This is a genomic window from Streptomyces phaeofaciens (assembly GCF_014648915.1).
GTDB lineage: Bacteria > Actinomycetota > Actinomycetes > Streptomycetales > Streptomycetaceae > Streptomyces > Streptomyces phaeofaciens.
Window position 1 is genome coordinate 101,170 of the sequence record NZ_BMSA01000022.1, and the last position, 12,997, is coordinate 114,166.

General features: G+C 70.7%; 12 protein-coding genes. 2 read left to right on the forward strand and 10 right to left on the reverse strand.

Annotation, left to right across the window (positions count from 1 at the left end):
• Nucleotides 1-29: 29 nt before the first annotated feature.
• The 6 genes from mmsB to IE275_RS31465 form a co-directional block, all read right to left on the reverse strand.
• Entirely contained in the window at nt 30-1,274 is a 1,245-nt protein-coding gene (gene mmsB, locus IE275_RS31440; RefSeq protein ID WP_189715428.1) for a multiple monosaccharide ABC transporter permease, read from the reverse strand.
• Nucleotides 1,271-2,821, reverse strand: coding sequence for a multiple monosaccharide ABC transporter ATP-binding protein (gene mmsA / locus IE275_RS31445; RefSeq protein ID WP_189715430.1), 1,551 nt, complete (start codon nt 2,819-2,821; stop codon nt 1,271-1,273). Before mmsA ends, mmsB begins: the two co-directional genes overlap by 4 nt.
• A gap of 32 nt (nt 2,822-2,853) precedes the next feature.
• Nucleotides 2,854-3,960, reverse strand: a complete 1,107-nt coding sequence (gene chvE, locus IE275_RS31450; protein WP_189715432.1) for a multiple monosaccharide ABC transporter substrate-binding protein — start codon at nt 3,958-3,960, stop codon at nt 2,854-2,856.
• 142 nt (nt 3,961-4,102) lie between these two features.
• Nucleotides 4,103-5,074 carry a hypothetical protein gene (locus tag IE275_RS31455; protein WP_189715434.1) on the reverse strand — a complete coding sequence of 324 codons (972 nt, stop codon included), beginning with the start codon at nt 5,072-5,074 and terminating at the stop codon, nt 4,103-4,105.
• Nucleotides 5,075-5,266: 192 nt separating this feature from the next.
• On the reverse strand, nt 5,267-6,271 hold the full coding sequence (locus IE275_RS31460) for a zinc-dependent alcohol dehydrogenase (protein WP_189715435.1): 1,005 nt from the start codon (nt 6,269-6,271) through the stop codon (nt 5,267-5,269).
• The gene (locus IE275_RS31465) at nt 6,268-7,425 is read right to left on the reverse strand and encodes a mandelate racemase/muconate lactonizing enzyme family protein (protein WP_189715437.1); all 1,158 of its coding nucleotides are present in this window, start codon (nt 7,423-7,425) and stop codon (nt 6,268-6,270) included. Before IE275_RS31465 ends, IE275_RS31460 begins: the two co-directional genes overlap by 4 nt.
• Before the next feature lie 212 nt (nt 7,426-7,637).
• On the opposite strand from IE275_RS31465, the gene IE275_RS31470 reads away from it, so the two are divergent.
• On the forward strand, nt 7,638-8,420 hold the full coding sequence (locus tag IE275_RS31470) for an SCO2400 family protein (protein WP_189715439.1): 783 nt from the start codon (nt 7,638-7,640) through the stop codon (nt 8,418-8,420).
• Between the two features lie 30 nt (nt 8,421-8,450).
• Here IE275_RS31470 and IE275_RS31475 read toward each other — a convergent pair whose 3' ends face one another.
• Nucleotides 8,451-10,244: a hypothetical protein gene (locus IE275_RS31475; RefSeq protein ID WP_189715441.1), complete on the reverse strand. Its 1,794-nt coding sequence runs from the start codon at nt 10,242-10,244 to the stop codon at nt 8,451-8,453.
• Nucleotides 10,245-10,398: 154 nt separating this feature from the next.
• Between IE275_RS31475 and IE275_RS31480 the strand changes: the two genes are divergently transcribed.
• Entirely contained in the window at nt 10,399-10,593 is a 195-nt protein-coding gene (locus tag IE275_RS31480; RefSeq protein WP_189715443.1) for a hypothetical protein, read from the forward strand.
• A gap of 43 nt (nt 10,594-10,636) precedes the next feature.
• Here IE275_RS31480 and IE275_RS31485 read toward each other — a convergent pair whose 3' ends face one another.
• The 3 genes from IE275_RS31485 to IE275_RS31495 are packed head-to-tail and all read right to left on the reverse strand — an operon-like array spanning nt 10,637 to nt 12,972.
• Entirely contained in the window at nt 10,637-11,578 is a 942-nt protein-coding gene (locus IE275_RS31485; protein ID WP_189715445.1) for a hypothetical protein, read from the reverse strand.
• Entirely contained in the window at nt 11,578-12,489 is a 912-nt protein-coding gene (locus IE275_RS31490; protein ID WP_189715447.1) for a hypothetical protein, read from the reverse strand. The genes IE275_RS31485 and IE275_RS31490 overlap by 1 nt, the downstream gene beginning before the upstream one ends.
• Before the next feature lie 42 nt (nt 12,490-12,531).
• Nucleotides 12,532-12,972, reverse strand: coding sequence for a MarR family winged helix-turn-helix transcriptional regulator (locus IE275_RS31495; RefSeq protein ID WP_189715449.1), 441 nt, complete (start codon nt 12,970-12,972; stop codon nt 12,532-12,534).
• Nucleotides 12,973-12,997 lie beyond the last annotated feature (25 nt).

A 12,997-nucleotide genomic window follows, 5' to 3' on the forward strand; every position in this document is an offset into this window, starting at 1 on the left:
CGCCTTTCCGGGCGGGGCCTGAAGCTGACTTACGAACCGGACTTGCGCTTGTTCCACACGTCGAACCCGACCGCGGCCAACAGGGCCATGCCCTTGATGACCTGCTGCCAGTCGGTGCCGACGCTGAGGAGGTTCATGCCGTTGTTCAGCACACCGAGGACGAGACCACCGATGATCGCGCCGAGGACGGTACCCACACCGCCGCTCATGGACGCGCCACCGATGAACGACGAGGCGATCGCCTCGAGTTCGAAGTTCAGGCCCGCCTTCGGCGAGGCCGCGTTCAGACGGGCTGCGACGACCAGACCCGCCAGGGCCGCGAGCACGCCCATGTTCAGGAAGACCAGGAAGGTGACCTTCTTGTCCTTGACGCCGGACAGCTTGGCCGCCGGCAGGTTGCCGCCGATCGCGTAGATGTGACGGCCGAAGACGGCGTTGCGCATGACGTAGCCGTAGCCGACCACCAGCGCGCCGAGGATCAGCAGCACGATCGGCGCGCCCTTGTAGCTGGCGAGCAGCATGGTGACGGTGAGGATCGCGGCGACGATCGCGACGAGCTTGAGGAGGAAGAGGTTGCGCGGCGCCACGTCCAGCGAGAACTCCTGCTGGCGCTTGCGGTCCCGGATCTCCTGGAGCACCACGAAGACGATCAGGACGATGCCCAGCAGCAGCGTGATGTTGTGGTAGTTCGTCTCGGGGCCGGCCTCGGGCAGGAAGCCGTTGCCCATCTTCTGGAGGCCGTCCGGGAACGGGCCGAGGGTCTGGCCCTCCAGCAGGATCTCCGTCAGACCGCGGAAGAGCAGCATGCCCGCGAGGGTGACGATGAAGGACGGTATCCCCAGATAGGCGATCAGGAAGCCCTGCACCGAGCCGGCGACCGCGCCCACGAGCAGACACAGGAACAGCGCGACGGGCCACGCGATGTCGTGCTGGACGGTGAGGACGGCCGCGAAGGCTCCGACGAACGCGGTGAGCGAACCGACCGAGAGGTCGATATGGCCCGCGATGATCACCAGCATCATGCCGATCGCGAGGATCAGGATGTAGCTGTTCTGGAGCACCAGGTTGGAGACGTTGCGCGGCAGCAGCAGGTCACCGTCGGTCCACACCTGGAACAGGACGACGATCAGACCGAGCGCGATCAGCATGCCGTACTGGCGCATGTTGCGGCGCAGTCCGTCCAGCACCAGCTGGAACAGGTTGCCGTCGGCCGATCCGCCGCTCTTGCCGGGCGGCGCGGCGGCCGGGCTCTTGTCGGTCACATCGGTGCTCATCGCGTTACCTCTTTGTCCTTCGTCATCTGACGCATCAGCACTTCCTGCGTGGCCTCGGCCCGGGGGACCTCGCCCGTGAGCCGACCGGCGGCCATGGTGTAGATGCGGTCGCACATGCCGAGCAGTTCGGGCAGCTCGGAGGAGATGAAGACGACCGCCTTGCCCTGGGCGGCCAGCTGGTCGATGACCGTGTAGATCTCGTACTTGGCACCCACGTCGATGCCACGCGTGGGCTCGTCCAGGATCAGAACGTCCGGACCCGCGAAGATCCACTTGCTGAGGACGACCTTCTGCTGGTTGCCGCCGGAGAGCTTGCCGACCGGTTCGAAGACGGTCGGCGCCTTGATGTTCATCGACTTGCGGTAGCCCTCGGCGACCTGCCGCTCCTCGTGCTCGTCGACGATGCCCCGCTTGGCCACCTTGCTCAGCGCGGTGAGCGAGATGTTGCGGTTGATGGTGTCGATGAGGTTGAGGCCGTAGTGCTTGCGGTCCTCGGTGACGTACGCGATCCCGTGCCCGACCGCCTCGGCGACGGTCTTCGTGCGGATCTCCGTGCCGTCCTTGAGGACCGTGCCGCCCGCGTGCCGGCCGTAGGTCCGCCCGAAGACGCTCATCGCGAGTTCGGTGCGGCCGGCGCCCATCAGGCCCGCGATGCCGACGATCTCCCCGCGCCGCACATGGATCGACACGTCGTCGACGACCTTGCGCTGCTGGTCGAGCGGGTGGTGCACGCTCCAGTTGCGGATCTCCAGGGCGGGCGCCGCCTCGGCGTCCGCCTCGTGCGGGGTGCGCTCGGGGAAGCGGTGGTCGAGATCGCGGCCGACCATGCCGCTGATGATCCGGTCCTCGGTCGTCTCCGCCGCCTTGACGTCGAGGGTCTCGATCGACTGGCCGTCACGGATGATCGTCACCGAGTCGGCGACCTTGCGGATCTCGTTGAGCTTGTGGGAGATGATGATCGAGGTGATGCCCTGCTTCTTCAGCTCCAGGATCAGGTTGAGGAGCTTGTCGCTGTCCTCGTCGTTGAGCGCCGCGGTCGGCTCGTCGAGGATGAGCAGTTTCACCTTCTTCGACAGCGCCTTCGCGATCTCCACGAGCTGCTGCTTGCCCACGCCGATGTCGGCGACGCGGGTCTCGGGGTGGTCGTCGAGACCGACCCGGCGCAGCAGCTGCGTGGCGTGCCGCAGGGTCTCCCGCCAGTTGATGAACCCGCCCTTGGCGTGCTCGTTGCCGAGGAAGATGTTCTCCGCCAGGGAGAGGTACGGCGACAGCGCCAGTTCCTGGTGGATGATGACGATGCCGCGGTGCTCGCTCGCCCGGATGTCCTTGAACTGGCAGAGGTCTCCCTCGAAGAGGATCTCGCCCTCGTAGCTGCCGTGCGGATGGACGCCGGAGAGCACCTTCATCAAGGTGGACTTGCCGGCGCCGTTCTCACCGCAGATGGCGTGGACCTCGCCCTGGCGGACGGTCAGTGTGACGTCCGACAGCGCCTTGACGCCGGGAAAGGTCTTGACGATCGAGCGCATTTCCAGGACGGGTCCCGCCATGGTCGTGCCTTCCAATCACTAGGTTCCGGCGGTTACTTGAGCTCGTCGGCGGTGTAGTAGCCGCCGTCCACCAGGACCTTCTCGTAGTTGGCCTTGTCGACGCTCACGGGCTGGAGCAGGTAGGCCGGGACGACCTTGGCGCCGTTGTCGTAGGTCTTGGTGTCGTTGGTCTCCGGCGTCTTGCCGTTGAGGGCCGCGTCCACCATGTTCGAGGCGACCTTGGCCAGTTCGCGGGTGTCCTTGTAGACGGTCATCGTCTGCTCGTCGGCGATGATCGACTTCACCGAGGCGAGCTCGGCGTCCTGGCCGGTGAGGACCGGCAGCGGCTTGCTCTTGGAGCCGTAGTCGTCCGACTTCAGCGCGGAGAGGATGCCGATGGAGATGCCGTCGTACGGCGAGAGGACCGCGTCGACCTTCTTGCTGGAGTACGACTTGGTGAGGATGTCGTCCATGCGCTTCTGGGCGGTGGCGCCGTCCCAGCGCAGGGTGGTGACCTGGGTGAGGCCGGTCTGGCCGGACTGGACGACGAGCTTCTTGCTGTCGATGTACGGCTGGAGCACGCTCATCGCGCCGTTGAAGAAGTACTTGGTGTTGTTGTCGTCGTTGGAGCCGGCGAACAGCTCGATGTTGAAGGGGCCCTTGCCACCCGCCAGGCCCAGCTTCTCGACGATGTAGTTGGCCTGGAGCTCGCCGACCTTGCTGTTGTCGAAGGACGCGTAGTAGTCGACGTTCTTCGTGCCGAGGATCAGGCGGTCGTAGGCGATGACCGGGATCTTGGCGTCGGCGGCCTGCTGGAGCACGTTGTTCAGGGACTTGTTGTCGATGGCGGCGACGATCAGCGCCTTGACGCCCTGCGTGATCAGGTTCTCGATCTGGGCGACCTGCTGGTCGGGGTCGTCCTCGCCGAAGACCAGCTTGGTCTTGTAGCCCTTGGACTCCAGGTCCTTGACGACGTTGTTGCCGTCGGCGATCCAGCGCTCGGAGGACTTGGTCGGCATCGCGATGCCGATGGTCCCGCCCTTGGCGCTGCCCTTGCTCTCCTCGCTTCCGCCTTCGCCGCTCTGGCCGCAGGCGGACAGGGTGAGGGCGAGGGAGGCGGCTCCGGCTATGGCGGCGAGTGCGGCTCTGCGGTTACGCATGATCATCATCCTTGATGTGTGTGCAGGGCTCGGTCTCGCGGTTCGAGGACGCTCCCGAGGGTGGCGCCGGGAAAGACCGAGAAGAGGTGTGTGGGATTCTGCGCGCCTGTGTGGGCTTCTGTGAAGCAGGGTTTCCGGAACGTTATGACCCGATGTCGAACCTGTTCAGTTCGCCGGGCAGGCGCGAGCCCAGTGGGGCCATGTCGCCGTCCGCGCCATGGCGCGCGAGCAGGTCCAGCGCGAGCCGTCCGCGCCGCACCCGCTCCTTGGCGGTGGACAGGGTCAGATCCCGCAGATGGTGCCCGTAGGGGTAGAGGCCGGGGGTCTTGGACAGGCCGAACTTGAGATACAGCGGTGCGCCGCGCCGGATCAGCTCGGCGACCTCGTACATCCGGATGTACCCGCCGAGATCGTCGGGGGCCTCGATGTACATGTCCATGGGGGCGCCGGAGACCCGGCGGATCTCGGTGAGGTGATCCAGCGTCAGATCGCTGGGCACATTGACCGAGTCGGCCCCGAGCCGCTCGTACACCGCGTACGAGGCCGGGTTCACGGGCCCGATGAGCGCCGACACCTTCAGGGTCGTGTCGGCGGGGATGATGCCGGCCCGGCGCGCCCGGTGCAGCGTCCACAGCACGCCCTCGTCGGCGACGAGGAGGCATTTGACGCCCAGCTCCGTCGCCCGGACGGCGTCTTCGACGCATCCGGCGACCGCGTCGTGGCCGCGGGCGCGCAGCCCGCCGCCGCGTGAGTCGGTCCGGGTCGAGCCGCCGATGTCCCAGGTGCCGCGCGGGCCGGTGAACAGGCACAGCTCGATGTCCCGTTCACCGGTCGCCTCGACCATCTCGGTGATCTCGGCGTCGGTCAGCATCCACACGCCGCTGCCCTGGCTGATCCGGTGGATCGGCACATCGAGCCGGGACGCCTCCTTCAGGATGACGGCCAGCGCTTCGGGACCCTCGCACGAAGGGACCTCGGTGCGCCAGCGGCCGCCGCCCGGGAAGGTGTGGGCGGAGGCGTCGGCGGGATCGAGGGCGGGCGCGCCCAGTCCGAGGTCGGTGAGCGCCTGCTCACCGGGCCTGCGGGCTGCCGTGGCGGAAGCGTCGGTCGTCACAAGACTGTCCTTCGTGTTCGATATTTCGGACGAGGTTCGCGGCTCAAGTCGTACGTGGCTCGGGATGTACGCCGGCACGGGGACTGTCAGGTCGCCCCCGTGCCGGCGTACGGCCAGGGTGTCTCCCGGCGTACGGGCCGGGAGGCCGGCGGGCGGGGAACCGGGGAGTCCGGTCGGGCCGCGCCGGGGTTCCTACGGCCGGAGCAGCACCTTGCCCACCTTCGGGTCACCGGAACCCACCAGCTCGATGGCCTCCGAGAACGCGGTCAGCGGCAGCTCGTGCGTGACCAGCGGTAGCGGATCCAGCAGCCCGGCGCCGAACACCCGCACGGTGTGCGACCAGGCGTCCGGCGGCGCCCCGAAGACGGTGTGCACCTCCAGCTGACGTACGACCAGATCCGTCGGGTCGAGCCCGTCGGCGCCCGGCGCCGGGATCCCGGTCAGCACCAGCCGTCCGCCGCGCCGCAACAGGGAGGCCGCGGTGCGCCCGGCGGACGCCGATCCGGCGGTCTCGATCACCACGTCGAAGTCGTCCGGCAGCTCCTGGTCCCGGGTGCGGAAGTCGGTGGCCCCGAACTGCCGGGACAGGGCCTCCCGGTCGTTGCGTGTCCCGACCACCAGCAGCTCCGCGGGGGAGCCCGCCCTCAGGAACTGGACGGCGAACATGCCCAGGGTCCCGGTGCCCACGACGGCCACCCGCTCGCCCGGCAGCGCGTGCGCCTTCATCGCGGCGGCCGCGATACAGGCGGCGGGCTCCAGCAGGGCCGCCGCCGTGAGGTCGGCGTCCTCGGGGAGCATGTGCAGCAGCCGGGCCGGGAGGGTGAGGGTGGCGGCCATCGCCCCCGGCTGGGTGAAGCCGGTCTCCTCGTACCCGTCCGTGCACAGCGTGGTCTCGCCCGCGTGGCAGCGGTCGCAGACCTGGCAGTTGCGGAACCCCTCGCCGACGACCTTGCGGCCCACCAGCGAGGCGGGGACACCGGCGCCCACCCGCTGCACGGTGCCCGACCACTCATGGCCGGGGACGAGCGGATAGCGGACGTACCCCTCGGGCCGGTTGCCCTGGTACACCTCGCGGTCGCTGCCGCAGATGCCGACCGCGTGGACCCGGACGAGCGCCTCGCCGGGACCCGGCTCACGGGGCGTGTGCTCGGCGATCCGGTGCTCGCCGGGCGCCTCGACGACGACCGCGCCGCTCACTGGCTGCCCTTCGGCTTGCGCTGCTCCCAGCCCTCGGCCCACAGGTCGAAGCGGGCCTGCTGCTGGGGGAACTCGGCGGCCGCGTCCACGTCCAGCTCGACGCCCAGACCGGGCTTGTCGGAGAGGTGGAAGTAGCCGTCGATCACCTCGGGCGCGCCCTTGACGACCTTCTTGATCTCCGCGTCGGCGAAGTCGTTGAAGTGTTCGAGGATCTTGAAGTTGGGGGAGGTGAAGCCGACCTGGAGGGAGGCGGCGGTGAGCACCGGGCCGCCCACGTTGTGCGGGGCGACGAGCACGTAGTGCGCCTCGGCGGTCGCGGCGAGCTTGCGGGTCTCCCAGATACCACCGATATGGCCGACGTCCGGCTGGATGATGTCGACGGCCTGGCTCTCGAACAGCTCGCGGAACTCGATGCGATCGTGAATGCGCTCACCGGTGGCGACCGGGATGTCCACCTTGGCGGCGACCTTCTCCAGGGCCTTGAGGTTCTCCGGCGGGCAGGGCTCCTCCAGCCAGGCGGGCTTGAAGGGGGCCAGCTCCTTGGCCAGCCGCACGGCGGTCGCCGGGGAGAAGCGGCCGTGCATCTCCAGCATCAGCTCGGCGTCCGGCCCGATGGCGTCCCGGACGGCCTCGATGAGGGAGACGGCGTACAGCGACTGCGCGTGGTCCAGCTCGAAGTGCCCGGTGCCGAAGGGGTCGATCTTGAGCGCCTTGTAGCCGCGCTCCATGACCCCCTGGGCGGCCTTGTGGTACGCCTCGGGCGTCCGCTCGGTCGTGTACCAGCCGTTGGCGTACGCCTTGACCTTGTCCGTCACCTTGCCGCCGAGCAGCTGCCAGACGGGCACGCCGAGGGCCTTGCCCTTGATGTCCCAGCAGGCCATCTCCACGACCGCGATGCCGGACATCACGATCTCGCCGGCGCGGCCGTAGTCGCCGTACTTCATGCGGCGCGTGAGGTCCTCGACAGCGAACGGGTCCGAGCCGAGAATGTGGTTGGCCTCGGCTTCTCTCAGGTAGCCGATCAGCGCGTCGGTGTGACCCAGCATGCGGGTCTCGCCGACGCCCGTGATGCCCTCGTCGGTGTGCACCAGGACGTAGGTCAGGTTGCGCCATGGCGTCCCGACCACGTGCGTGCTGATTCCGGTGATGCGCACGGAAGTTACCCTTCGGCCGTTCGAGATTTCGTCACTCGTTCGAAATGCTGGCGTGACAGTAAGGACGGTGTGAGCGGGGTGTCAATGGGTCGAACGCATATCGGTTTCGATAGTTTCGGTCAGGCGTTTCGGGTTTCGCGCTCCTGTTCCCCCAAAACCTTCACAGGCTCGTCTAGGAACGTGACCCGCCGGGAACCTACTCTTCCCGGGTCATGGACTACTGCCTCCCGTGCCGACGGCACCTCAACGGCGCCCTAGCCTGCGCGGGGTGCGGAGCACCTGCCGAACAGCTGCGCGCGTATCGACCGGACGCGTACGAGCCGGACCCGGAGGGGCCCGAGCGGTATACGCCCGAGCCGCACACGGAACCGGCCGCGAGCCACTCCGAGGAGCCGGCCGGGGCCGACGACGACGAGGACGACGCGCCCCGGGGCCGCGCCGCACGCCGTCGCGAGCAGGGCCGCGGGAGCCGGCGCGGTCCCTCCGGCGCGGCGGCCGGCGACGGGGACGCGAGCCGTCGCGATCGCAAGGCCGCGGTCCACCGGCGGCGCCGCAGACGCACGGTACTGATCACCGTCGGCTTCGTCCTGGCCGCGGGCGGACTGAGCCTCGCCGAACTGGGCATCGACGCACCGGGCTTCTCCTCGCCGAACCCGGCGGCGGCGGGCGGCGAGTCGTCCGAGGTGGCGGACTCGACACCGGAACCGAGCACGACCGCGCAGCCGCTGGACGACCGGACGGACGACGAGGACGGCTCCTCGGCCTCCCCCGACCCCTCGGACTCCCCGTCGGCCTCACCGTCCGCGTCGGACGAGGCCGAGGCGAGCGAGACCCCCGACAAGGTCCCCCAGTCGGCCCCCCTCCCCGGCTCCGCCGACCCCTCCACCCCGGCCGGCTCCGCCTCCACCCCGGCCGCCGACCCGACCACCGCCGACCCGTCCCCGCAACCGTCACCCTCGGAAACGTGCAACCGGTTCCTGTGGTGGTGCACCTGATCCCGCGCCGGTCCGCCCCGGTCCTTCGCGTCAGCTTCCGTACGGCCAGGTGAAGCCGAGTTCCTCGGCGCGCTCGCGGGTGCCGGCGGAGACCTGGGTGTAGCCCCTCGGGTCCTCCTCGGCCAGCCGGCGCAGGGCCGCCCCGGCCTGGGACCCGGGGGAGGTGCCGTCGTCGGGGACGCTCCAGCGCAGGACGAGGGGATGGCCGTCCGGCGCTCCCGAGCCGAGGCCCGGCGTGTACCAGAGGTGCACCTCGACGGTGTCCGGGTCCTGGGGCGCGGTGCTGATCCAGCCCCGGGTCATGTCCCACCGGCGCAGCGGCTCCGGCCGGGCCGTCAGCCCCTCCCGGATCAGCCGGGCGAGTTCGAGGGCCGGCCAGGACCAGGAACGGTCCGCCTCCGCCCGCGCGACCTCCGCGTCGTACGCGGCGGCGTCGAAGCGCTCGGCGGGCAGCGAGGGCGTGGACCGGCCCCATCCCGGCAGCGGCGGCCGCCGCCAGTTCTCCCACACCACCTGGTCCCCGTCGCGGCGGATCGTGACGGTGAGCGCGCCACAGCATCCCTCGGTGCAGGCGGCCTCGGCGAGCTGGACGTCGTGGGGCTCCGGGCCGGCCCGCAGCGAACCGTTCTCCAGGAGGAACTCGGGCCGGTGCGCGGGGCCGTGCGGGAAGACCGCCGGGACGAGCGGACGTCCGTCGACGAGCACCCGGGTCTCCATCGGCTCCCGGTCCACGGGATCACCGGCCACGACCTCGATGCGCAGCCGGCCGGGCGCCGCCGGGGGCAGGAACGGCCGCCGTCCCGTACGCCGGATCCAGCGGGCCCGCACACGCCCTTCCGGTTCGTCGGTGCCGGTGTCCGCCGCGGCGGCCCAGCGGGGCTCCGCCAGCAGGTGCCCGAGCGACTCCAGCAGGGCCGCGCGCCGGCCGTCGGGCCAGTCCAGCAGCACGGCGGTGCCGCTGCTCAGGTCCAGGGCGAGAGAGAGCAGGGTGGCGTGGTGGTCGAGGGCGGGCGGCAGCAGCCCGGCCCGGGCCACGACGGTCTCGTACAGGGCGGGGACGTCGCGCCGGGCGAGGAACTCGGTGGAGCCGTCCTGCGAGGACACCATCCGGACGAGGAGCCGGCCGGCCCGGCCCAGCAGGGCGGTACGGGTGGGGTGTCGGTGCAGCAGGTCGAGGAGCCGCGTCGCCTGCGCGATTCGGCGGGCGGTCGCGCCGCCGATGAACTCGGCCGCCATGGGCAGGGCTTCGAGCTGTGCGAGGACGTCCGCGTGGTCGTCCCTCCACAAGGCGCCGACGAGCGGCCGCAGTTCGGGCCGGTCGTCATGCCCCAGCATGAGGACCGCGGCGCGGCGCGGATCGATCGCCTCCAGGGCCTGGACGGCGGGTCCCCGTACTTCCCGCAGGGCGCTGAGCGCGGTCAGGCACGGGACGTCCTCGGCATCGCCGACCCGTGCGAGCAGGGCGAGGGCCGCGATGACGGGCGGCACGGCGGTGCCGGTGCGGGCCAGCCGCCGGGCCAGCGAACGGGCGGCGTCCCGCCGCTCGTCGGGGAGAGGCAGCTCGGCGACGACGCGCCGGACGAGGGTCCTGTGCCGGTCACGGACGCCGAGTTCGGCGAAACGCCGGTGCAGGGTGGCGGGGTCGGACGGCAGCGGGTCCAGCGCGGAGCGGACGGCCGCCGCCGCGTCCTCGCGGGACAGGGCCGGTGGTGGCGGGCCGGCGTCGGGCGTCCGGGAGAGGGTGAAGCCACGCCGGGGCGGCAGCCCGTCCGGGGACGCGTGCATCAGACGCAGGGCGTGGTCGTACAGCGGGAGGGCGCTCACCGGGCGGAGTGGTACTCGATTCCGTAGGTCATGGCGGGAGCCTGCCAGTCCGGCCGGCGATCCGTCGAAGGAATTTCCGGGAACCGCTTGCCGTCTTCGGGCGTACTGGAGGACAGGGCTCCACGAGGGGCTCGTGCGAAGGAGGGGGAAGAGCATGGCCGTACTCCTGCTGTCCGGTGTTCTCGCGCTGGCCGTCGGCGGGTGTGCCTGCGTCGTCTGGGCGGCCCGCGGCGGCCCCCGCTGGACCCGCGTGGTGTCCACCGTCACCCTGACGCTGGCGGAGATCGTCACCACGGCGAACAAGAAGTCGCGGCGCTCGGGGAGCTCGGGGGGCGGGGGCGACGACTAGGGCCTCTCGTTCGGATCATTCGGATCTCGCCGGGGCGCGAGGGTCAGCGCTGCGGGACGAGCTGCACCCGGATGTCCTTGCCGTAGGGCAGGACGACGGTCTGGTCCCGGCCGAGGACCCAGTCCGGGGTGACCAGGAACAGGCGCCCGCCGGAGGCCAGCAGCAGCCGGAAGCCCCGGTACCGGTGCCGGAACGCCGCCGCGCCCTCCGCCGCCGTGCCGAGCCGGGCGGCCGTCACCCCCGTGGGCAGCCCCTCCAGGGCCACCTTGGTGTCGACGACCACCTCGGGACGGTCGACGAGCTCCGCCACGTCCTGCTCGCCCCGGCCCCTGCCGTACGCCCATGCCAGCTGCGTCGAGGCCCAGAACAGCCCGGCCACCCCGATCAGGAGCGCGTACATCACACCGTTCCTGGCGAGGCGCTGCGGCAGCAGCGGGTGCCCGCTGCTGCGGCCGTGGATCCAGACGCCGTACGCCACCGAGGCCGGGCCGAAGGCCAGGGACAGCGGGGTGGCACCGATGATCACGCTGACGTCGGAGCCCTGGACGAAGATGCCGATCATCGCCCGGGCGATCAGCAGGACGCCGATGAGGACGAAGGCGTACGCCAGGAAGGTCCCGGTGCTGGAGGAACCGCCGTCCGGGCCGCCGTCCGGCTCGCGGGACAACAGCCACAGCACGAGGGCGTGGATCCCCACGAGGAGCATGATCCCGAGGAAGATCAGCGTCGCCGGGACGTAGACCACCTCCAGGCCCTGGAGGGTGAGGCTCTGGTTCGACAGGCCGGTCATGTCGAGCGGGACGCCGAAGTAGTCGTAGCGGGCGCGGGTGGCGACATAGCCGAAGTAGAGGAGCAGCGCCGTCGCGAGGGTCGTCGGCCCGATCGCCTCGGCGAGCTGCCGGATCCGGACGGAGACCGGCTGCTGGACGGGGGTGGGGTCGGGGGCCGGCGCGGGCGGTGGCGGCGGTGGTTCTCCGGCCGTCATCACTGGTCCGGGGAGAGGGAGGAGTCCGGGGAGTCGGGGGAGCGGTTCGGGGAGGTGGGCGGGGACTCGGGCGAGGCGGGCGGGGACTCGGGCGAGGTGGGCGGAGAATCGGGCGGGGAGTCCTCCTCGGGTGCCGGCCCCGGGGAGTCGGTGGACATCGTCAGGATGAGCTTGCCGGCGTCCTGGCGGGCCGCGCCGTGGACCAGCACCGGGTTCTCCCGCGTCGGCGGCGGCCCACCCCAGTCCGGCACGCCACTGCACGGCTCGTTCTCGTCGTTGTCGCACAGACAGCTGTAGTGCACCACCGCCCTGACCCGGTACGTGCCGGACGGCGCGTTCGCGGCGAGGACCGCCCCCGCCCGGCACTGGTCGCCCTCGTCCACCCGGACGGAGCGGCAGGGGGGATCGACGAGAGGTTCGTCCTCGTCGACCGAGCAGTGCGCGGCGTCGTCGGAGCGCACGGTCGGCCACGGCTTCGGGCCGCCGATCACCTCGAAGGAGATCCGCTCGACGGTGAGGGGGGTGGCGGTCTTGTTGATCAGGGTCAGGCAGCCGGGGTCGTTGCGATTGCCGTCGAGGCGTGGGCCGTTCCAGTTGACGGACCTGTGACCGCCGCCCTGAGGCGTCTTGCCCCCGCCCGAGGTGTCACCGCCGCCCGAGGTGTCACCCCCGTCCGACGTGTCACCGCCGTCGGCCGTCGAGTCGCCGTCCGGATCGCCGCTCCGGTCGCCGTGCGGCTCGGCGCTGCCGTCGTCGGCCGTGCCGTCCGTCGTGGCGGCGGAGTTGTTCCCCACGGTGTCCGACGCGTCGTCGCCCGTCGTCGCCGAGCGCACCAGCCAGACGACGCCGAGGACCGCCACCAGACCGAGGACCACGGCCATGACGAGGAAGCGGGTGCGCTGAGGTGGCATATTCGGAGGGTAAGTGCACCTTTCGTACCACTTCCTCCGGTACTACTCCACTCGCAGCATCCGCCGCAGCAACCCCCGCAGCACCACCCGCTCCTCCTCCCCCAGGCCCGCCAGCGGTTCGCGGGCGAAGCGGAGGGACTCGCGCAGGCTCTTGGCCACCCGGCTGCCCTCCTCCGTCGTCGCGGCCAGTTTCACGCGGCGGTCGGCCGGGTCGGGGCGGCGTTCGACCAGGCCGCGGGATTCGAGGCGGTCGACGATGCCGGTGACGTTGGACGGCTCGCACTTCAGCTTCTGGGCGAGCTTGCGCATGGGGAGCGGCTCCACGGAGAGCAGGCTCAGCAGGCGGGCCTGGGCGCCGGTGAGGGCGTGATCGGCGGCCGCCTCCTCGTAGTCCTCGTAGAAGCGGGCCACGACCTCGCCGATCAGCTCGACGACTTCCGTGGTCAGGGCGTCGGGGAGGGGGGTACGGGGTGAGGTCGCCATGGGCCGAGGGTACCCCGCTTACTTG